At 68.4% G+C, this 19,686-nt stretch carries 22 protein-coding genes and 1 tRNA gene; 10 read left to right on the top strand and 13 right to left on the bottom strand.

Features of this window, described 5'->3' with window-relative positions:
* Positions 1-36: 36 nt before the first annotated feature.
* Complete coding sequence (locus ACRARE_RS16430) at positions 37-1,326, top strand: TRAP transporter large permease (RefSeq protein WP_432657539.1); 1,290 nt, start codon at positions 37-39, stop codon at positions 1,324-1,326.
* A 94-nt stretch (positions 1,327-1,420) separates the two neighbouring features.
* On the opposite strand, the gene ACRARE_RS16435 is transcribed toward ACRARE_RS16430, so the two are convergent.
* The 3 genes from ACRARE_RS16435 to ACRARE_RS16445 form a co-directional block, all read right to left on the bottom strand.
* A complete protein-coding gene (locus tag ACRARE_RS16435; RefSeq protein ID WP_432657540.1) occupies positions 1,421-3,403 on the bottom strand; it encodes a sensor histidine kinase in 1,983 nt (660 codons plus the stop codon).
* A 3-nt stretch (positions 3,404-3,406) separates the two neighbouring features.
* A complete protein-coding gene (locus tag ACRARE_RS16440) occupies positions 3,407-3,871 on the bottom strand; it encodes a response regulator (RefSeq protein ID WP_432657541.1) in 465 nt (154 codons plus the stop codon).
* A 211-nt stretch (positions 3,872-4,082) separates the two neighbouring features.
* A tRNA-Tyr gene (locus ACRARE_RS16445) sits at positions 4,083-4,166 on the bottom strand.
* A gap of 269 nt (positions 4,167-4,435) precedes the next feature.
* Between ACRARE_RS16445 and rlmB the strand changes: the two genes are divergently transcribed.
* The 3 genes from rlmB to ACRARE_RS16460 all read left to right on the top strand — a co-directional run bounded on the left by rlmB (position 4,436) and on the right by ACRARE_RS16460 (position 6,926).
* Positions 4,436-5,215, top strand: coding sequence for a 23S rRNA (guanosine(2251)-2'-O)-methyltransferase RlmB (gene rlmB, locus ACRARE_RS16450; protein ID WP_432657542.1), 780 nt, complete (start codon positions 4,436-4,438; stop codon positions 5,213-5,215).
* A 316-nt stretch (positions 5,216-5,531) separates the two neighbouring features.
* On the top strand, positions 5,532-5,966 hold the full coding sequence (locus ACRARE_RS16455; protein ID WP_432657543.1) for a CoA-binding protein: 435 nt from the start codon (positions 5,532-5,534) through the stop codon (positions 5,964-5,966).
* Between the two features lie 78 nt (positions 5,967-6,044).
* Positions 6,045-6,926: a DMT family transporter gene (locus ACRARE_RS16460; RefSeq protein ID WP_432657544.1), complete on the top strand. Its 882-nt coding sequence runs from the start codon at positions 6,045-6,047 to the stop codon at positions 6,924-6,926.
* Between the two features lie 18 nt (positions 6,927-6,944).
* Here ACRARE_RS16460 and ACRARE_RS16465 read toward each other — a convergent pair whose 3' ends face one another.
* The 5 genes from ACRARE_RS16465 to hisA form a co-directional block, all read right to left on the bottom strand.
* Positions 6,945-7,265 (bottom strand): phosphoribosyl-ATP diphosphatase, encoded by a 321-nt coding sequence (locus tag ACRARE_RS16465; RefSeq protein ID WP_432657545.1) that lies wholly within the window; start codon positions 7,263-7,265, stop codon positions 6,945-6,947.
* 9 nt (positions 7,266-7,274) lie between these two features.
* On the bottom strand, positions 7,275-8,036 hold the full coding sequence (gene hisF, locus ACRARE_RS16470) for an imidazole glycerol phosphate synthase subunit HisF (RefSeq protein ID WP_432657546.1): 762 nt from the start codon (positions 8,034-8,036) through the stop codon (positions 7,275-7,277).
* A gap of 128 nt (positions 8,037-8,164) precedes the next feature.
* Positions 8,165-8,509 carry a hypothetical protein gene (locus tag ACRARE_RS16475; RefSeq protein WP_432657547.1) on the bottom strand — a complete coding sequence of 115 codons (345 nt, stop codon included), beginning with the start codon at positions 8,507-8,509 and terminating at the stop codon, positions 8,165-8,167.
* Position 8,510: 1 nt separating this feature from the next.
* Positions 8,511-8,870 carry a hypothetical protein gene (locus tag ACRARE_RS16480; RefSeq protein ID WP_432657548.1) on the bottom strand — a complete coding sequence of 120 codons (360 nt, stop codon included), beginning with the start codon at positions 8,868-8,870 and terminating at the stop codon, positions 8,511-8,513.
* Between the two features lies 1 nt (position 8,871).
* On the bottom strand, positions 8,872-9,594 hold the full coding sequence (gene hisA, locus ACRARE_RS16485) for a 1-(5-phosphoribosyl)-5-[(5-phosphoribosylamino)methylideneamino]imidazole-4-carboxamide isomerase (protein ID WP_432657549.1): 723 nt from the start codon (positions 9,592-9,594) through the stop codon (positions 8,872-8,874).
* A gap of 225 nt (positions 9,595-9,819) precedes the next feature.
* Between hisA and ACRARE_RS16490 the strand changes: the two genes are divergently transcribed.
* From ACRARE_RS16490 to ACRARE_RS16500, 3 genes are all read left to right on the top strand, one after another.
* Positions 9,820-10,203 carry a DUF2147 domain-containing protein gene (locus ACRARE_RS16490; protein WP_432657550.1) on the top strand — a complete coding sequence of 128 codons (384 nt, stop codon included), beginning with the start codon at positions 9,820-9,822 and terminating at the stop codon, positions 10,201-10,203.
* 359 nt (positions 10,204-10,562) lie between these two features.
* On the top strand, positions 10,563-11,003 hold the full coding sequence (locus tag ACRARE_RS16495; RefSeq protein ID WP_432657551.1) for a DUF2147 domain-containing protein: 441 nt from the start codon (positions 10,563-10,565) through the stop codon (positions 11,001-11,003).
* Between the two features lie 37 nt (positions 11,004-11,040).
* The gene (locus tag ACRARE_RS16500; protein WP_432657552.1) at positions 11,041-11,610 is read left to right on the top strand and encodes a P-loop nucleotide/nucleoside kinase family protein; all 570 of its coding nucleotides are present in this window, start codon (positions 11,041-11,043) and stop codon (positions 11,608-11,610) included.
* Here the strand turns inward: ACRARE_RS16500 and hisH are convergent.
* The 3 genes from hisH to ACRARE_RS16515 all read right to left on the bottom strand — a co-directional run bounded on the left by hisH (position 11,594) and on the right by ACRARE_RS16515 (position 14,050).
* Positions 11,594-12,238: an imidazole glycerol phosphate synthase subunit HisH gene (gene hisH / locus ACRARE_RS16505; protein ID WP_432657553.1), complete on the bottom strand. Its 645-nt coding sequence runs from the start codon at positions 12,236-12,238 to the stop codon at positions 11,594-11,596. The two genes, ACRARE_RS16500 and hisH, sit on opposite strands and share 17 nt — an antisense overlap.
* A 106-nt stretch (positions 12,239-12,344) precedes the next feature.
* Positions 12,345-12,932 (bottom strand): imidazoleglycerol-phosphate dehydratase HisB, encoded by a 588-nt coding sequence (gene hisB / locus ACRARE_RS16510; RefSeq protein ID WP_432657554.1) that lies wholly within the window; start codon positions 12,930-12,932, stop codon positions 12,345-12,347.
* 350 nt (positions 12,933-13,282) lie between these two features.
* Complete coding sequence (locus ACRARE_RS16515; protein WP_432657555.1) at positions 13,283-14,050, bottom strand: sensor histidine kinase; 768 nt, start codon at positions 14,048-14,050, stop codon at positions 13,283-13,285.
* 220 nt (positions 14,051-14,270) lie between these two features.
* Here ACRARE_RS16515 and ACRARE_RS16520 point away from each other — a divergent pair, with 220 nt between their 5' ends.
* On the top strand, positions 14,271-14,975 hold the full coding sequence (locus tag ACRARE_RS16520) for a response regulator (protein ID WP_432657556.1): 705 nt from the start codon (positions 14,271-14,273) through the stop codon (positions 14,973-14,975).
* 623 nt (positions 14,976-15,598) lie between these two features.
* On the opposite strand, the gene ACRARE_RS16525 is transcribed toward ACRARE_RS16520, so the two are convergent.
* The gene (locus tag ACRARE_RS16525; protein ID WP_432657557.1) at positions 15,599-16,015 is read right to left on the bottom strand and encodes a response regulator; all 417 of its coding nucleotides are present in this window, start codon (positions 16,013-16,015) and stop codon (positions 15,599-15,601) included.
* 3 nt (positions 16,016-16,018) lie between these two features.
* Positions 16,019-17,563 carry a PAS domain-containing sensor histidine kinase gene (locus tag ACRARE_RS16530; RefSeq protein ID WP_432657558.1) on the bottom strand — a complete coding sequence of 515 codons (1,545 nt, stop codon included), beginning with the start codon at positions 17,561-17,563 and terminating at the stop codon, positions 16,019-16,021.
* 302 nt (positions 17,564-17,865) lie between these two features.
* Here ACRARE_RS16530 and phnC point away from each other — a divergent pair, with 302 nt between their 5' ends.
* Together phnC and phnD are read left to right on the top strand one after the other, a co-directional pair.
* Entirely contained in the window at positions 17,866-18,687 is an 822-nt protein-coding gene (gene phnC, locus ACRARE_RS16535) for a phosphonate ABC transporter ATP-binding protein (protein WP_432657559.1), read from the top strand.
* A 64-nt stretch (positions 18,688-18,751) separates the two neighbouring features.
* Positions 18,752-19,654, top strand: a complete 903-nt coding sequence (phnD, locus tag ACRARE_RS16540) for a phosphonate ABC transporter substrate-binding protein (protein ID WP_432657560.1) — start codon at positions 18,752-18,754, stop codon at positions 19,652-19,654.
* Positions 19,655-19,686: the final 32 nt, after the last annotated feature.

Here is a 19,686-nt window from a genome sequence, read left to right on the forward strand (position 1 = left end):
GCCCGGCCGCCTCACTCAAGGGCTTGCCTTCGCAACATGCTGACTTTCTTTGCCATTCTCCTGCTGCTGGCCGTGCTGATGGCCTTCCGCGTGCCGATCGCCTTTGCCATGGGCATCACCGGCTTCCTGGGGCTGTCGCTGCAACTGGGGCTGAAACCGGCGCTGTCGGTGCTGGAACGCAGCTTCTTCGACAGTTCCGCCAGTTTCATCCTGGTGGCGATCCCGCTGTTCATCCTGATGGCCGAACTGCTGACCTTCGGCGACGTGACCCGCCGCGCCATCCTGGCCTGCCAGGGCTGGCTGGGCCATGTGAAGGGCGGGCTGGCCATGGCCACCGTGGGCGCCTCGGTGATCCTGGCGGCCCTGGTGGGCAGCTCGACCGCCTCGACCGCCGCCATGGCCTCGTCGGCCTATCCCGAGATGCGGGCGCATAACTATTCCCGCCGCCTGGCCGCCGCCGTGGTTTCGGTGGGGGGCACCCTGGCCGTGGTGGTGCCGCCCTCGATCGTGCTGGTGGTTTACGGCGTGCTGACCGAGACCTCGATCGGCAAGCTATTCATCGCGGGCATCGTGCCGGGCCTTCTGACCGCCGCCGGGCTGGCCGTGGTGATCAAGTTGATTGCCCATACCACCGACCAGGCCCCGGCGGGCGAACCCTTCGAGCTGAAGCGTGCCGTCAAGGCCAGCCGCCATGTGCTGCCGATGATCGTGCTGATGGTGCTGGTGATCGGGTCGATCTACGGCGGCATCGCCTCGCCGTCAGAGGCGGCGGCGCTTGGGGTCATGGGCTCGCTGATCATCGTGCTGCTGCAACGCACGATCAGCTTTGCCACCTTCAATCGCTCGGTGTCCGGCGCGATCCGGGCGACGGTGATGATCGTGGCCATCGTGGCCTGTTCGGCGATCTTCTCGAACTACCTGGCCTTCACCCGGATCACCCATGCCCTGCTGGAGTTCGTGGCCGAGACCGAAATGTCGCGCACCGCGATCATGGCGATCATCATCCTGGCGCTGTTGGTCATGGGGATGTTCATGGATCAGCTGGCGATCCTGTCGCTGGCCATGCCGCTGGCCTTCCCCACGGCGATGGCGCTGGACTTTGACCCGGTCTGGTTCGGCATCGTGGTCACCAAGACGGTGGAGATCGGCCTGCTGACGCCGCCCCTGGGCCTGAACGCCTATGTGGCGGCGGGGCAGACCGGGGTGCCGCTGAAGACGATCTTCCGGGGCATCCTGCCCTTCGTTGCGATGGAGATCCTGGTGCTGCTGCTGCTGTTGCTGGTGCCGCAGATCACCCTCTGGCTGCCCAGCCTGATGCTGCGCTAGCCAGGCCCGCGGGCGGCGAGAGAGCCCCGCGTGCCCCCTTGCTCGGGTCCGGTTCGCGGCGCCCACAGGCCGCGGACCGGGGCGGGCAGGGGCCTTAGCGCGGCAGGATGGGCAGGGGCGGCTGGCCCGGGGGCGGTGGCCTCGGCCAGCGCCCCGCTGGCACGGCGGGGGCCGCCCGCCTGGCCACCTCGCCCTGCGGGGGGCCGCGCCCGGCGAAATCCGCCGGCAAGGGCAGGGTCAGGCGCACGATCAGTCCACGTCCCGGGGCATCCAGTAGCTCGACCGTGCCGCCGCGCCGGTCGGCGATCTTGGCGACGAAGGCCAGGCCCAGCCCGGTGCCGCCCCCTGAATCCTTGCTCTTGCCGGTGCGCAACGGCAGCAGCACCTTGGCCTTCATCGCATCGGCAACGCCCGGCCCGTCATCCTGCACCTCGATACGGAAGGCGGCCCCGGCACGGGCCAGCCGCACCACGATCAGGCCGCGGTCGCGGTCGTGATGGCGGATCGCGTTCTGCACAAGGTTGCGCAGGGCGATCTCGAACTCGACCGGGACGCAGTGGATCAGGGGCAGGCCGACGTCCAGTTGCAGGGCGATCCCCGGGGGCGGGTCGCAGGTGCGCAGCACCCGTTCGATCACCGGCAAGGGATCGAAGGCCTCGGGGCTGCTGTTCTCCTTGCCCAGCAGGGAATAGCGCAACAGCCCGTCCACCAGATCCTCCAGCCGCTCCGACTGGGTCTTCAGCTCGTGCAGGTGCTGGGACAGGGGCGGGCCAAGATCCGCCACGTCCTCTTCTATGAAGGTGGGCAGGATGCGCAGGGCGCGCAGCGGCGTCTTCAGGTCATGGGCGGCGGCGCGGGCAAAGCTTTCCAGATCGGCGTTCGAGCGTTGCAGCTCGAGGTTGGTATCCTCCAGCTCGGCCCGGGCGCGTTGTTCCTGGGTCAGGGCCTGTTCCAGCTCGCGGGTCATGCCGTTGAAGGCCAGGCCAAGGAGCGCCACCTCGTCGTCGCCCACGGTCACCACCTGCACGTCGCGGCGCCCGGCGGTGATGTCGCGCGCGGCGCGGGTGATGATCTCCAGCCGCCGGGCCACCCGTTGCAGCGCGTACCAGATCAGCAGCCCCGCCAGGGCCGCCAACAGCCCGGCGGTGCCCGCCAGGGTCAGGATGTCGCGGTAGAGAAGCTGGTTCAGATGGCTTTCGGGCAGGCTGGCCAGGATCAGCCAGCGCAGGGCGGGGTTCGGCCCCAGATCGGTCCATTGATAGGCAGCCAGGGCGCCGCTTCGGCCCCCCTCGGCATCGGGCGGCAGCGACAGGTCTCCGGTGCGCGCCGACAGCCGGTGCAGCGACAGGTTATATTCCGCCCCCGGTCCCGCGCCGCTTTGCAGATCCAGGCCGAAGGTCTGGGTCGGATCGGGGTGGAGCAGATAGTTCCCCTCGGCCGTCAGAAGCCGCAACTCGGTCTCGCCGATCCGCGCGGGCGGCAGCAACAGCCGCCCGTCGAGGTTCAGGACCAGCAGCGCCGCCCGCTGTCCTTGCAGATCGAAGACCGACATCAGGACGCGGATCGTCGGGCGCAGCGGATATTCGATGGCGCCATGTTCGCGGTTCGGCTCCAGTGCGGTCAGGGCCACGGCGCCGGGGGGCAGGCCCTGGGCCAGCCGCACGTAGTCGCGCCCCGACTTGTCCTGCAAGTCCGCCGCGGGCACCAGGCGCGCGGCGCCGCGCAGCCGGTCGACCCGCAACTGCTCGCGCCCCTCGGGGGTCAGCAGCCGGGCCTGCATGATCTGCGGCTGGTTCGCCACCAGCGCCGTCAGGCGCCGGGCCATGACGTCCGGATCGCCGGTGGCCAGGAAGTGCTGCATCGCGGGGCCGCCGGCCAGCCCGCGCAGCAGCTGTTCCGAGGCGTCGATGCGGGTGCGAATCCGGCTGATCTGGGTGCTGGCCTGCGAGGCCAGCGTCTCGACCAGGTGCTGGCGCAGCAGCTTGCGGTGGTTCGAGCTGATCAGCGCCACCAGAAGGGTGGTGACGACAAAGAGGCTCAGCAGGGTGATCCGCTGCGCGCGGCCCGCCAGGCCCATCCGTCAGACCCGCACCGGCAGGCAGCCGTCGGGCAGATCGACCCGTTTCAGATAATCCTTCAGCAGGGTCAACTTGCCCTGAAAATCCTTGAAGTCGGAATCCTTGGTCAGATAGCCCGCAACGTTCAGGGCATAGGCGCGCTGGACATCCGCATAGGCGGTGGAGGTGGTCAGTACGAAGACGATGTGGTCGCGCAGCCCCTCGTCGCGGCGCAGGGTTTCGAGGAATTCGAACCCGGTCATGTTGGGCATGTTCAGATCCAGAACGATCAGTGCCGGACGCGGGCCCTCCAACTGGTTGCGATGCAGGGCGCGCAGATGCGACAGCGCCTCGACCCCGTCCGAGGCGACCTCGATCCGGGCCTGAAGCGCGACCGCCTGGGCCGCGCGTTCGAAGATCTTCACATCCATGCGGTCATCCTCGACCAGCAGGATGCAGGGCGCCTCGATCTGTTCCGTCATGGCCATACTCCGCACCTTCGGGAACTGCCAGATGACGCCGGAAACCTGAAATCTCCGTTACGAACGGCCGCCGGAGTAGGCGTGATTTTACGGATCTTTTGCTTTGCAGCGCGGCGGTTTGGCAGGGGGACGGGGCAAGGAGGGGAAAACGCGTGAGCGCGACCGAAAGGGCGCGTCGGACCGGCTGAAGCGCCGCGTCAAGGATGATGGGGGGGAGTGGTGGGCGACCCTGGAATCGAACCAGGCATGGGTCTCCCCGGCGGAGTTACAGTCCGCTGCCGCACCTTGCAGCTCGTCGCCCGAATTGGCTGTGAGCGTTGCGCCCCGCCAACCGTGAGCGGGTGTTTACGGGCGCTGGCCGGGGGCGTCAACAGGAAAATCGGCCCCTTTTTCACCCCCGCGATCCTTGCGCAGAAATCGGGGGCAGCGTAGGAGGCCCGGACCCTGTAGAAGGGAAGAACGGCCCCTGCCTGCGCTATGGGATCCGGGCGCGACAGCGCCGGGATTGCGCGGGTGCCGGGGGCGGAAATGTGGCGGGGCCGGGGGCGCCCGAGGGGCGGGAGTGACGCGATGAAGAAACCGCAATGGGTGATCGACAAGGAAAAGGGCAAGCGGGCCGCGGCGGCGGAAACGCTATGGCTGTTCGGCCTGCACGCGGTGCGGGACGCGCTGATGAACCCGGCACGCGAAAAGGTCCGCCTGGTGGTGACCCGCAACGCCCTGGACAAGCTGGCCGAGGCCGTGGCCCAGGCCGGGATAGAGCCCGAGATGAGCGACCCGCGCAAGTTCGCCGCCCCCATCGACCCGCAATCGGTGCACCAGGGCGCCGCGTTGGAGGTCAAGGCGCTGGACTGGGGCAGCCTGGAAGACGTGGCCCTGTCGAACCGCGGATCCGGCGCGCCGCGCCTGGTGCTGCTGGACCGGGTGACGGACCCGCATAACGTCGGCGCCATCCTGCGCTCGGCCGAGGTTTTCGGCGCCCTGGCCGTGGTCGCGCCGCGCCACCATGCGGCGCCGGAAACCGGCGCCCTGGCGAAGACCGCCTCGGGGGCGCTGGAACGCCAGCCCTATCTGCGCATTCGCAACCTGGCCGATTCCATCCTGGAGCTGCAAAAGATGGGCTATCTGGTGCTGGGCCTGGACGGCGAGGCGGAACAGACCATCGAAGAGGCGCTGGAGGGCCGCCGCGACCGCCCGGTGGCGCTGGTGCTGGGGGCCGAGGGGCCGGGGCTGCGGGCCCGCACGCGCGAGGTCTGCGACGGGTTGGTGAAGATCGCCTTCGCCAGCGACTTCGGCTCTCTCAACGTGTCCAACGCCGCTGCCGTGGCGCTTTACGCCGCGCGGGGCTGAGGGCGGGGCTGATCTCTGGGCGCCTGCCTGAGCGAAATTTCCCTTTGTGGCGTCCGGCAGGGCGCAACTTAGGGTTTTGTTCACATTCTTATTACAGCCTCTTCATGTCCGGTACGGCGAGCTTACGTATCGTACAGAAGCACCGGCTTGGAACGCCGATGTTTCCTTTCACTGTCCCTCGTTCCGTACTAGCGCCCAGGTAAGCCTGGGCGCTTTTTTCTTTTCGGGCCGCCAGGCATAGGCAGGCGGGGCGGGCATTGCACCTGCCGCGCTTTGGCGCCAGTCTGGCGCGGCGCAAGGACGGAAGGACCCCCAGATGACAATCGAAGACGACGCCGGGTTGCGGCGTATCCTTGGCACGCAGCGGGTAATCGCCATGGTCGGCGCCTCGCCCGACGCCACGCGGCCGAGCCATGGGGTGGGAGAGTATCTGACCGCCAAGGGCTATCGGGTGATCCCGGTGCACCCGGGCCATGTGGGCGAGACGCTGTTCGGCGAGAGGGTGCGCGCCGATCTGGCCGAGGTGGGCCGCGATTTCGGCGCGGCGGTCGAGATGGTCGACATCTTTCGCCGCTCGGACGCTGTGCCGGGGGTGGTCGAGGCGGCGCTGGCGGCCTTGCCGGGGCTGAAGACGGTCTGGATGCAGATCGGCGTGATCAGCCCCGAGGGCCGAGACCTGGCCGAGGCGCAGGGCGTCGAGGTGGTGATGGACCGCTGCCCGAAGATCGAGATCGCGAGGCTGGGCCTATGAGACGGTGCGTTTGGGGCGCCGGCGATTCCTTTGCCCTTGCGGGCCTCCACGGCGGGGCGTCACGCCAAGGGGGAACCGATGCGCGGGGCTGAGCTGGCGGGGTTGATTGCCCTGGTCTTTGCCGCCGTCACCTCTGTGGTGGTGGGCGACACGGCGGGCAAGCTGATGACCGCCTCGGGGGTCGATCCCTTCTGGGTGGCCTGGACACGCTTTGGCCTGGCCACCCTGGTGCTGGCGCCCTTCAGCGGGCTGCGCCGGGCCGAACTGCCCAGCCTGACCGACTGGCGCGTGGTGCTGCGCGGTGTCTTCATCGCCGCCGGGATCAGCTGCATCCTGACCGCGCTGCGCACCGAGCCCCTGGCTAATGTCTTTGGTGCCTTCTTCATCGGCCCGGTGGTGGCCTATGTGCTGGCGATCCTGTTCCTGGGCGAACGCCCCGCGCCGCTGCGCAGCCTGCTGCTGGCGCTTGGCTTCGGCGGCGTGATGCTGGTGGTGAAACCGGGATTCGGCGCCACGGCGGGCATGGGCTTTGCCCTGGCGGCGGGCACCTTCTATGGCGCCTATCTGGTGATGACCCGGGTCGTGGCGGGCAGCTATCGCCCGCGCTTCCTGCTGTTGTCACAGCTTCTGCTGGGCACCTTGATGCTGACCCCGTTCAGCCTCAGCGGTGACTGGCCCAGCCTCAGCCTGCCGCTGGCCGGTCTGGTGGTGCTCAGCGCCGGGGGCTCTGCCTTCGGGAATTTCCTGCTGGTCATGGCCAGCCGCCGGGCCGAGGCCAGCCTGATCGCGCCGCTGGTCTACAGTCAGCTGCTGTCGGCCATGGTGCTGGGCGGGCTGGTCTTCGGCGACTGGCCCGATGCCTGGGCCCTGGCCGGGCTGGCGCTGATCGCGCTGTCGGGGATCGGCTCGCTGCTGGTCAGCCAGCGGCAGGCGCGGCTGGCGGGGCAGGGGGCGGCCTGAGCCTGAAAGGACGGGGGATCAGCCCTTCGGGCGGGCGGCCTTTTCGGCCACGCCCGAGGTGCCCTCGCGCGCCGCCAGCACATCCAGCACCGCCTGGAAGGGCACGTCGCGCGCCGCCAGCATGACCAGCATGTGATAGAGCACGTCGGCACATTCCGAGGCCAGCTTTTCGGGGTCGTTCCGGACCGCCTCGATGATCGCCTCGACGGCCTCTTCGCCGAACTTCTCGGCGCATTTCTCGGGGCCCTTGGCCAGCAGTTTGGCGGTCCAGCTGCTGTCGGGGTCGGCGCCGCGGCGCGCTTCGATGGTGGCGGAGAGGCGGGTGAGGGTGTCGGTCATGGCGGCCTCTTAGTGCAGACGCATCGGGATGCCCGCGGCGGCCATGTGTTCCTTGGCCTCGCGGATGGTGTGATCGCCGAAGTGGAAGATCGAGGCGGCCAGCACGGCGGAGGCGCCGCCCTCGGTCACGCCTTCGACCAGGTGATCCAGCGTGCCCACGCCGCCCGAGGCGATGACGGGCACCGAGACCGCATCCGAGATGGCGCGCGTCAGCGGCAGGTTGAAGCCCGCGCGGGTGCCGTCGCGGTCCATCGAGGTCAACAGGATCTCGCCCGCGCCTTTCTGGGCCACAAGCTTGGCGAACTCCACCGCGTCAATCCCCGTGGGCTTGCGCCCGCCATGGGTGAAGATCTCCCACTTGCCGGGGGCTACGGTCTTGGCGTCGATGGCGCAGACGATGCATTGGCTGCCAAACTGGTCGGCGGCGCGGGCCAGAACGTCGGGGTCGGCCACGGCGGCAGAGTTGAAGCTGACCTTGTCGGCCCCTGCCAGCAGCAGGTTGCGCACGTCCTGCACCGTGCGCACGCCGCCGCCCACGGTCAGCGGCACATAGCAGTTCTCGGCGGTGCGGGTGACCACGTCGAACATGGTGCCGCGGTTTTCATGGGTGGCGTGGATGTCGAGGAAGGTGATCTCGTCGGCGCCTGCCAGATCGTAGGCCTTCGCGGCATCCACCGGATCGCCCGCATCGCGCAGGTCGACGAAGTTGACGCCCTTGACCACGCGGCCATCGGCCACGTCGAGGCAGGGAATGATGCGGGTCTTCAGCATGGGCGGGCTCCGGTGGTTCGGCCCGGGTTTAGCGCGGGGCGCGCGCAAGGGCCAGAGGGAAGCCGGGGCGCGAGGCGCCGGGGTGGCGTCGTCGGGGCAGACGGCGGGGGCGGGCCCCCTCCGCCCTGTCAGGCGGCGTCGGCCTTGTAGCGGCTGTGGATTTCCAGCCCAAGCGAGACCAGCAGCAGCAGCGGGCCCAGCAACAGCGCGGCGGTGGCGCCCAGCTGGATGACCGGCGCCAAGGCGGTGAAGATCTGGCCCAGCACGGCGCTGTCGGCGCATTGCGCAAATCCGCCGCGCAGCGAGCCCTGGCAGATGTTGACCGCCAGCACCGACAGCGCCAGCGACAGCCCGAAGGTCAGCCCGCCGATCCGCAGCAGCTGCGCGGCCAGCCGGTTATGGGCCATGCTACCCAGAAAGAAGGCGCCGGCGGCGATCAGCACGAACAGCGGGCCGATAAGATGTTCGGACATTTCAACGCTCCTTTGGGGGATCCTTGGGGTCGGTCTGGGCGGGGCCGGTCTGGGCGGGGCCGGTCTGGGGCAGGGCAAACAGCAGCATGAGGCGCGTCAGCCCCCAGAGCAAGGCGAAACCGCCCGAGAAAGGCAGCACCAGCAGCCCGCCCCAGGCGGCGAAGACGCCGGTGGAATAGGCGAAATTCGACAGGTCCAGCCCGGCCAGGGTGCAGGGATGGGCCCCGCCTTCGTCGATGGCACAGCCCGCCGCCCCCAGGGCCAGGGCCACCCCCATGGCCAGCAACCACAGCGCCAGCGGCGCCAGCACCAGGATCAGCGCGATCCGGTCGATCCGGCGGGTGGCAGGGCTGCGCGCCATGTCAGCCCTTCATCACCGCCAGGGCCTCGGCCAGGTCGATGGCCCCGTCATAGAGCGCCCGGCCCGAGATCGCCCCGTTCAGCGGCGCACCGCAGGTCTTCAGCGCCCGCAGGTCGTCCAGCGAAGAGACCCCGCCAGAGGCGATCACCGGGATCGACACGGCATTGGCCAGCGCCGCCGTGGCCTCGACATTGGGGCCCTGCATGGCGCCGTCGCGGTTGATGTCGGTATAGATGATGGCGGCCACGCCCGCGTCTTCGAAGCTGCGCGCCAGGTCGGTGACCTGCACATCGGTCTCGGTCGCCCAGCCCTTGGTGGCCACATAGCCGTTGCGGGCGTCGATGCCCACGGCCACATGGCCGGGGAAGGCCTTCGCCGCCTCGCGCACCAGGGCGGGGTTCTCCACCGCCACGGTGCCCAGGATGACCCGTTGCAGGCCCTTCGAAAGCCACATCTCGATGGTCGCCATGTCGCGGATGCCGCCGCCCAGCTGGGCTGGCACCTTGCAGCGCTCCAGGATCTGTTCCACCGGCGCGGCGTTCACCGGACTGCCCGCGAAGGCGCCGTTCAGGTCCACCAGGTGCAGCCAGTCACAGCCTGCCGCGACGAACTCCATCGCCTGGGCGGCGGGGTCGTCGTTGAACACGGTCGCCTTCTCCATGTCGCCCTTGAACAGGCGCACGGCCTGGCCGTCTTTCAGGTCGATGGCGGGGTAGAGGATCATCGCGCAGGCCCTTTCCTTGGTCGCCAAAGCCTATGGCACGGCGGCCCCGCCCAATGCAACGCGAAGGCGCGCCCGCATGGCCGGGAAATTAGGGGGCAAAACGGGCGCCGGGCCGGGTGGGACAGCAAGGCTGACGTTGACGTCAAGTCATACCTCGGCCCCCTTGCGCGGTGGACCTTTGAAGAGTCAGGGTATGCCCAGAGGAGTTCTGAGGGAGGAAATCTCATGTTCAAGGCATTGGTTGCGGCCGCGCTTGTGGCGGTCGGCGCCGGGGCGGCCCTGGCGGATCCGGTCGAGGGGATCTGGAAGACCGAAGTGGATGACGGCAGCTATGCCCATGTCACCTTCGCCCCCTGCGGCGCGGCGCTTTGCGGCGTGATCAGCCGCACCTTCAACAGCTCTGGCGAATACCAGAGCGAGAACCGCGGCAAGCCCATCGTCTGGGACATGCAGGCCGCGGGTGAGGGTAAATATGGCGACGGCAAGATCTGGCAGCCCTCGACCGGCAAGGTCTACCGCTCGAAGATGGAACTGGCGGGCGATGTGCTGCGGGTGGCGGGCTGCGTCGGCCCGATCTGCAAGAAACAGACCTGGACGCGCGTGCGCTGATCCCTGGCGCCGGGCCCCCGGGGTCCGGCCCTGCCGCTTTGGGTCGGGTGGCGCACCCGACCGGCCCAGCCTGATCAGGCGCTGGCCTGACAATCCGCAAGGCGCTCCCCGGACAAGGGCGGGCGCCTCGTTCTGTTGCCAGGGCGGCGCGCCGCTCTGCCCCGATCTGGGCCATTTTCTGCGAATTGGCGCGACTTTCTCGGCCAAATCCTGCCTTTTCCCCGCTTTCCCTGCCGCCCTTCTCCTTTCGCGAAGGATATTTTGCTACGTCCTTGTCGCCGATCATGGCAGCGGCGCCCGGGCGCCCTAGAATTGGCTTTGCAACCTGGGTGGGACCACTCCAGAAGGGAGAGCGAGCAATGTTTGAGGCAAAGAACACCACGCGGGCCACCGGCCCGGCACGTCGGCGCCGTCTGGGCGGGGCCGTCTTGGGGTGTGTGCTGATGGCGCTGGCCGGACAGGCGGGCGCGGCAGAGGCGGTGCTGGGTACCTGGGCCTCGCCGCCCGACCGCAAGGGCCAGACCGGCCATGTGGTGATCCGCGATTGCGGCGGCGCCTATTGCGGCCGCCTGGAACGCGCCTTTGACCCGCAGGGGCAAGAGATTACCACCCGCGCCGTGGGCGAGATGGTCCTGCGCGGCATGGCGCCGGAAACCGCGGGCACCTATCATGGCGAGGTCTACGTGCCGCTGCTCGACAAGGTGGTCGAGGCCCGAGTCGAGGTACAGGGCGACCGGCTGGAGGTGCGCGGCTGCGCCGGGATCATCTGCAACAGCCAAACCTGGCAGCGCGTTCCCTGAGGGCGGGCGGGCCGCGGGGCGAACGAGGTGAGTTGACGTGATCGTCCTGCTGAACGGCTATCCCGGGATCGGCAAGCTGACCATCGGGCGGCATCTGGCCGCCCGCAGCAACGCTGTGCTGCTTGATCTTCACACCCTCTACAACCCGGCCTACGCCCTGGCCGCGCCCAAGTCGCAGGCCTATTTCAATATCATCCGCGAGATCTGGGCGGTGGTGGATCCCCGCGTTCTGGCCTTGCCGCCGGGGCAGCGGGTGATTTTGACCGATGTGATGGCCGGCCGGCCCCCGCATGAGCCTTGGATCGAGGAAAACCTGGCGCGGCTGCACCGGCTTGGCGCGGCCCGGGGCGGGCTGGCGGTGGTCAACCTGTCCTGCGCGCGGGCCGAGAACCGCCGCCGCATCACCGCGCCGGAACGGGCCGGGGCGGGCAAGCCGCGCGATCCGGCCTATGCGGATGCCAAGCACACCGCGGCCAAGCCCCTGCTGTCCTGCGGCGCTGATCACCTGCTGGAGCTGGATGTGACGGAGCTGTCCGCCGAGGCGGCCGCCCTGCGCATCGCCGCCTGGCTGGACGCGCCAGAACGCGCGGTCAGGGGGTCCAGCTAAGGAAGTTGGCGATCAGCCGCAGCCCGTTGGCCTGGCTCTTTTCCGGGTGGAACTGGGTGCCCACCATGGTGTCGCGCCCGACGATGGCGGTCACCGGCTGGCCATAGTCCACATGGGCGATCAGCTGCGCCGGATCGGCGACGCTCATGTGGTAGGAATGGACGAAATAGGCGTGGTGCCCGGTCTCGATCCCCTCCAGTACCGGGTGGGGGCGGTCGATGACCAGATCGTTCCAGCCCATGTGCGGCACCTTCAGCTTCGGATCCTCGGGGATGATCCGGGTCACCTCGCCGTCGATCCAGCCCAGGCCGGGGCATTCCTCGTATTCATGACCCACCCGCGCCATTAGCTGCATCCCGACGCAGATCCCCATGAAGGGGCGGCCCTTCACCTCGACCGCCTCGCGCAGCGCCTCCAGCACGGATCCCGCGCCAGCCCCCGCCAGCGCGGCATGGCAGGCCGGAAAGGCGCCGTCGCCGGGCAGCACGATGCGGTCGGCCCGTGCCACGTCCTCGGGGCGGTCCGAGACGATCACCTCGCCCGCACCGACCTCGCGCGCCATGCGCTGGAAGGCCTTCTCGGCGGAATGGAGGTTGCCGCTTTCGTAATCGATCAGCACGGTCAGCATGTGTCACGTCCTTGTCGGGGGGGGCGTCCGGCTCTTTATCATCGGGCCCGAAATACTCCGGGGGAATTCGCCGCAGGCGAAGGGGGCAGAGCCCCCCAAACCGGGCCTAGAGGGTGCCCTTGGTCGAGGGGATCGCATCCGCCTTGCGCGGGTCGCTTTCCACCGCTACGCGCAGGGCGCGGGCCACGGCCTTGAAGGCCGCCTCGGCAATATGGTGGGAATTCAGCCCGTGCAGTTTGTCCACGTGCAGCGTGATGCCGCCATGGGTGCTGAAGGCCTGGAAGAACTCGCGCACCAGCTCGGTGTCGAAGGTGCCGATCTTCTCGGTCGGGAAGTCGACGTTCCAGACCAGGAAGGGGCGGCCCGACAGGTCCAGCGCGGCGCGGATCAGGCTGTCGTCCATCGCCAGGTGGCAGTCGCCATAGCGGCGGATGCCGCGCTTGTCGCCCAGGGCCTTGGTCAGGGCCTGGCCCAGGGCGATGCCCACATCCTCGACGCTGTGGTGATCGTCGATGAAGGTGTCGCCCTTGCAGGTGACCGCGATGTCGATCAGCGAATGGCGCGACAGCTGGTCCAGCATGTGGTCGAAGAAGCCCACGCCGGTATCGCACTCGTACTGGCCGGTGCCGTCGAGGTCGATGGTGACGTGAATATCGGTTTCCGCAGTCGAGCGGGTGACCTGGGCGCTGCGCATGAAAGCCTCCGGTGTTTCCCGGGGCTTATAGGCCGGGAGGGGAGGATTTGGGAAGGGGGTCTGTCCCGGGGCGCTGCGTCAGGGCGTGGCGCGGTTTGGGCGCGCCGCCCGAAGGGCGCATCCGCAGGACGAAAGGGCGCGGCCCGTCTGTGCGCCTGGCGCTACGTGTATCGGCGCGCGCGAGGGGCCGCAGCGGAGGCAGCCTTTCGCCCTTCACCCCAAGAGCATATCCGCACGATCAGAGGGCGCGGCCCGTTGGCCCGCGTGGCGCCGCGCGTGTCGAGGTCTGCCCTTCGGGCGCGGCGCTGGCGGGGCGTGCCGCCGGGCAGGTGGGCCTCGGGCGCTTGGCCTCAGTTCAGGCGCGGTCGCGGCGGTTCTTCCAGGATTTCGCCCGGCAGGGTGAAGACCAGGGCGGTGCCCCGGTCGGCCCCGGCATCCGCGCCCTCGGGCTCGGGGCCGGTGATGCGGATCGTGCCGCCCAGGCGGGTGACGATCTTGCGCGCGATGGACAGGCCCATGCCCGACCCCTCGCACTGGTCGCGCGGTCGCAGGGTGCGCAGCGGATCGAAGACCACCTCGCGAAAGCGTTCCGGGATCCCCGGCCCGTCGTCGCGCAGCGTCACCTCGACCAGCGGCGGGGACGGGGCCAGGGTCACCTCGATGTGGCACTGGGGGCGGTCATGATGTTTCACCGCATTGGACAGGAGCGCGGCAAAGAGCATGGCCAGCTCATTGCCCGGGCCGGTGAACCGTGCCTGCCCGGCCACATGCAGATGCGCCGTGTCGGGCAGGGCAAACAGATGCGCTGACCGGGCCAGGATTTCCGACAGCGAATGTCGGGCCGTGGGTTCGGCCATGCGACCGACGCGGGAATAGTCGCGCAGATCCAGCAGCATCCGGTCGGCGCGCGCGGCCTGGATCGCCAGCATGTCCAGATGCTCTGACACCAGCGCGGCGCGGTCCGGCGGCAGGGGGCCCATGTCCTCGCGGATCCAGTCCGGGATGGTCTGGAAGGCGCGGAACGAGGCGCGCAGGTCATGGGTGACGATATAGAGGAACTGTTCCACCTCGGCGCCGGGATCGTCCGACCCGGGCGCGACGGGGGGGGCGCCCTGCACGCGGGCGCCGGAAGAGGGAGATCCGTCAGACATGCGTACAGAATGGCGGCGGATCGCCAAGAAGCCGTTAACGGCGCCTGGCGAGCGCGGGGCGGGCTGCGCGGCTTTTGCGGAAAATTGCGCGGGCTTTTCGGCGGGATCGCGGGCCGGGCTTAACAGCTTGGCAAGGCTGTCGCGGGAAGCTTTCCCCGGGGAGCGCTGGCCGAGAAGGAGATGGGAGATGGAGGTGCACCAGGACGAGCCGGAGAAGGCGCGCGTGCCATTGCCGACCACGGGTCTTCACGCGACGCCACCGGAGCCCGAACCGGCGCTGATCGAGGTGCTGGTGCTGGATGACAGCCGGTTCGACGCCATGCAGTTGCAACGCGATTGCCGCTCGACCGACCTGCCGGTGCGGGTCTCGATCGCGACGGGCATCGAGGAATTCCGCCAGATGCTGCTGGCGCGGCGCTATCATGTGGTTTTCATCGACTATCTGCTGCCCGACGGCGACGGGTTGGCGGCGCAGGAGATCCTGCGCGGGATCGAGAAGAACGGCCAGTCGCCGGTGGTGATGATCAGCGGCGAGGCGCGCCATGACGTGGCGGTCGAGGCGATCCGCAGTGGCTGTATCGACTACAAGGCGAAGTCGGATCTGGACCGTGAGGCGCTGAAGACGCTGATCCTGCGCGCGCTGGAGGCGGGCAGTCGGGTGGCCCAGCAGAACCTGCAATCGGCCCTGGAGGCACAGCGCGAAGAGATCGTTCGGGCAATGCGCGCCATCCTGCGCGAGGAATTGGCGCGCGGCGCGGGCGAGGGGGCCGAGGGGGGCGCGGTAACCTTGCAGATGCTGCGCTCCTACGGGTTGATCCCCGAAGACAGTCCGAGCAAGTGGGAGGATCTGCTGGAAGAACCCTCGGTCCCCTTCGTCTTTCGCAAGCATTGAGACGGTGGCCTGCGCCTGGCGCAGGGAAAGACCCATGGGCGGCTCGGGCGCTCATCGGACGCCCTGAGGCTGCGCCTGTCCCCCTCTTCGTGGGGGCGCGGTGCTGAGCATCTATCAGGGCGGGATCTTCGCGGATCGGGACAGATGACCTTCCCTGTCTTCCAAGGATGGCCCGCTTGGTGGCGGGCAGGCGCATCGGGTGCGCCGAACTGCGCCTGTTGCCCCCTTTGCGGCGGCGCGATCTGGCAGATACGATCGGGGGCGGATCCTCTTCGAGCCTGTATCGTTTGCGTACCATCCCGTGGTTTGGGGGGGCTGCCGACAGGGGCGAGGCCCATCGGATGCTCCGGGGCCGCGTCCGTCACGCTCTTCGCTGGGGCGCCTGTGGGCTGACCCAAGGCCGGTTTGGCCAAATTCGTTGCGATCTGGAAACCTGAGGGCGATCGGCCAGTGGCAGGGCACGGCAGTGGTATTCGGCACCAGGCGAAGAGTGTGAGGCACCGGGCAGGGGGGGGCGGGCCGCCGTCCTGGGCGGCGGGGTGCCGCCCGATGCCCGAGGGCGCGGCCCCCCGGGCGGTAGCGTGCCGCGCCTTCCTCTCCTGGCACCGCTTGCCCCTAACGGGTCAGAGATAGCCCCGGGCGCGGTAGGTCTCCAGGATCTGGTCGATGGCCGCATCGCTGATCGGCTTGGTGAAGAAATGCTCGACAATCCCCGAGGTCTGCGAGCGTTCCAGGTCGCGCTCATTGTCCGAAGAAGAGAAGAGCGCGACGATCTGCTTGTGGCTGTCCTCGGGCGCGCGGCGGCGCTTCAGCTCTTCGATGGTCTCGAACCCGTCCAGCTCGGGCATGTTGATGTCGAGCAGGATCAGCTCTGGCGTGTCCCCCTCGGGGGGCGGGCGATCAGGGGCGAAATAGCGCTCGAGGAACTCGGCTCCGTCGGCGGATTCGCTGACCGGGTTGAAATGGCCGTTCTTGGTCAGACGGCGACGGGCGATGTAGCGGTCAGAGGCCACGTCATCGACGATATAGGTTGGGATCATCGCTCAGCTCCCCAGGGGCAGGGTCAGGGTGAAACAGGTGCCCGCAGCCGAACTGTCCAGGGTGATCTCGCCGTTCAGGCGGCGCACATGCTTGTGCACGATGGCCAGGCCCAACCCGTGGCCGGTGCTGCGGCCGGAGCGGCGGAACATCTCGAAGACGCGCGGTTGGTCCGCCGCCGGGATGCCGGGGCCGTTGTCGGCCACTTGCAGGATCAGCTGCCGGTCGCCGGTGGTATCCAGCCGCAGCTCGATCCAGCCATAGGGCTTGGCGGGATCGCGAAAGCGGCAGGCGTTGGACAGCAGGTTCTCGATCACCGTGACCAGGGTCGGCCCCTCGGTGCGGATCCAGCCCGCGCCGCGGCGGCTGATCACGAAACCGGGCCGGGTCGCCGTGCCGGGCGACAGGTCGTCCCAGATGGCCTGGGCCGTGGCGACCAGGTCGATGTGTTCCTCGGGGATGGAATCCAGCCCGGCCCGCGCCAGGGTCAGCACCTGTTCCACCTTGTTGATATTGCGCCGCGCGGTGATCATCGCATCGGTGATGTTGCGCCGGGTCTCGGCGGTTTCGCCCGCCGCCAGATCCTCCAGGCACAGTTCCAGCAGCCCGGCGATGGTGGCCAGGGGAGAGCGCAGGTCGTGACTGGCGGAATAGGCGAACTGGGTCAGTTCCTCGTTCAGGGCCGAGAGGCGGGCGTTGCGCCGCTCCAGCTCCTGCTCCTTGGCGTGGATCTCGGTCAGGTCCACCAGGGTGGCCATGATGCGCTGGCCGCCGACGCCGTTGATCGGGGTCAGGGCGATATGCACCGGGGTGGCGTGGCCATCCAGGCCCACCACCTGCAATTCCCGGGCCGAGGTCATGGCGCGGGGGCGGGGGGCCGACAGATAGCTTTGCCGATAGACCGAATGTTGCAGCCGCGAGCGGCGGGGTACGAAACTGTCGACGTTGCGGCCCACCAGATCGCGCGGTGCCCCGCCCAGCATTTCGCAGGCGCGGGTGTTGACCAGTTCGATCTGCCCGTTGGGCGCCACCAGCACCATGGCCGTGGCTGAGGCATCCAGCGCCTCGCGCAGGCGGCGTTCGTTCAGCCGCCGTTCGCTGATGTCCACCACGGTGGTGAAGGCCAGGGTGTCCATCCCCAAGGGCACGGGCGACAGGCCGATCTCGACCGGGATCAGGCTGCCATCGGTATGCTGGCCAAAGACCTCTCGGCCCTGGCCCATGCCCCGCTGGGCGGGCATCAGGAAGAAGGCGTCGCGCAGTTGCGGATGACGGTCGCGCGAGCTGTGCGGCACCAGAACCTCGACCTTTTCGCCGATCAGGCTGCCCGTGGGGTGACCGAACAGGCGGTCCAGCGCGGCATTGGTCGACAGGATCGCCCCCTGCTGATCGGCCAGCAGCGCGGGCACCGGGCACAGCGCCACGGCCAGCTCATAGCGCGCCAGGGTCTCGGCCTCGGACAGCGGAGGCGCGCCGGGGCTGTCGGGCGGCAGCCACGGCCCGTGCAGCGCGGGGCGTGGCGCGTCAGGCGTGCCGCTGAATAGGGTCATGGCGATCATCCCGTTTCATCCAAGCCCCCCGTTACACGCCGGGGCGGGTCGCAGCCTGCCCGCGGGTGCAGGGCCCCGGCCCGCCAGGGACAGGTCGTTGGGGCAGGGTAGCGGCGGGGGCCTGAAGAAGCGGTTAAAAATCACCTGTCTGGGGGAGGGGCGGGCGCAAAGCCGCCGTAAAATCCCGCAACCATCCCGCGCCGGACAGGCCAGTGCCTGCTGTTACAAAAAGTTAATCGTAACGATACAAATCCGTTTTCCATCCCGCCTAGGACCGGCCCGACGACCTAGGGGATGACTTCGTGCTTCGCATCGAGCAACTGACCAAGAAATTCGGCCGCAACACCGCGGTGGACAGCGCAACCATTCATGTGGACAAGCCGATGATGATCGGCGTGATCGGCCGTTCGGGGGCCGGGAAGTCCACCCTGCTGCGGATGCTGAACCGGCTAGAGGATATCACCGAAGGGACGATCACCTTCGAGGATCGCCAGGTCAGCAGCCTGACCGGCGCCGCCAAACGTGCCTGGCAGGCCGATTGCGCGATGATCTTCCAGCAGTTCAACCTGGTGCCGCGCATGGATGTGGTCTCGAACGTGCTGCATGGCACGCTGAACCGCCGCTCGGCCCTGACCAGCCTGTTCAACCTCTATCCCAAAGAGGACATCCACCGCGCCATCGACATCCTGGAGCGGCTGGGCATCGCCGAACATGCGCCCAAGCGCGCCGAGGCCCTGTCGGGCGGCCAGCAACAGCGCGTCGCGATTGCCCGCGCCCTGATGCAGGATCCGAAGATCATCCTGGCGGATGAACCCATTGCCTCGCTCGACCCGATGAATGCCCAGGTGGTGATGGAGGCCCTGCGCCGCATCCACGAGGAAGACGGCCGCATGGTCATCGCCAACCTGCACACCCTGGATACCGCGCGGCGCTATTGCGACCGGGTGATCGGGATGCGCGGCGGCCGCATCGTCTTTGACGGCCTGCCCGAGCAGCTGACCACCTCGATGGCGCGCGAGATCTACGGCGCCGACGCCAGTTTTTCGGAAGAGGCCACCTCGACCGAGATCGACACCATCGACCGCAGCACCGCCCCGCGGCGCAACGCGCAGATGACCGTCTGACGACCCCAAGTTTCATCTGCCCCGGGGACAAGGGATTGCCGGGGCCAATCCAAGGAGCTGAAAGATGAAAAAACTGATCGCGGCCGCTCTGGCCACCACCGCCCTGGCCGGCGTTGCCCAGGCTCAGGACATCACCGAATTCCGTCTCGGCATCCTGGGTGGCGAAAACGCCCAGGACCGCATGACCTCGAACCAGTGCTTCGCCGACAAGATCGCCGAAGCCCTGGGCGTCGAGGTGAAGGTCTTCACCCCCGCCGACTACAACGGTGTGATGCAGGGCCTGCTGGGCGGCACCATCGACGCGGCCTGGATGGGCGCCTCGTCCTACGCCGGCACCTACATTGCCGACCCCGAAGCGGTCGAGCCCGTGCTGGTCAAGCAGAACCTGGACGGCTCGATCGGCTACTACTCGATCGGTTTCGCCCGTGCCGACAGTGGCGTGACCTCGCTGGAAGACATGGCCGGCAAGAAATTCGGCTTCGGTGACCCGAACTCGACCTCCGGCTACCTGATCCCCTCGATCGAGATCGCCGAAGCGGGCTTCTCGATGGAGCCGGGCGACTACTTCTCCGACGTCGTCTTCACCGGCGGCCACGAGCAGACCATCGTTGCCGTCAACAACGGTGACGTCGACGCCGGCGTGACCTGGGCCGACGGCCAGGGCAACTGGGAAGACGGCTACAACTCGGGCGCCCTGCGCAAGGCCGTGGACGCGGGCCTGGTCGACATGAACGACATGGTCCAGATCTGGCAGTCGAACGTGATCCCCGAAGGTCCCTTCGTCATCCGCAAGGCGCTGCCGCAAGAGGTCAAGGACATCGTGACCGAGCTGACCGCCAACCTGTGGGAAGAAGACGCCGAGTGCGCCTATGGTGTGGCCGCGGGCGACGCCAAGGACTTCGTCCCGGTGACCCACGAGACCTACAAGTCGATCGTCGCGGCTCGCCAGTCGAAAATCGGCGGCTGATCGCCTGACGTCTGAAGGGCCCGCGCCGTGCT

The sequence above is a fragment of the Pseudooceanicola aquaeponti genome, assembly GCF_050897975.1.
In the GTDB taxonomy this organism is placed as follows: Bacteria; Pseudomonadota; Alphaproteobacteria; order Rhodobacterales; family Rhodobacteraceae; genus Pseudooceanicola.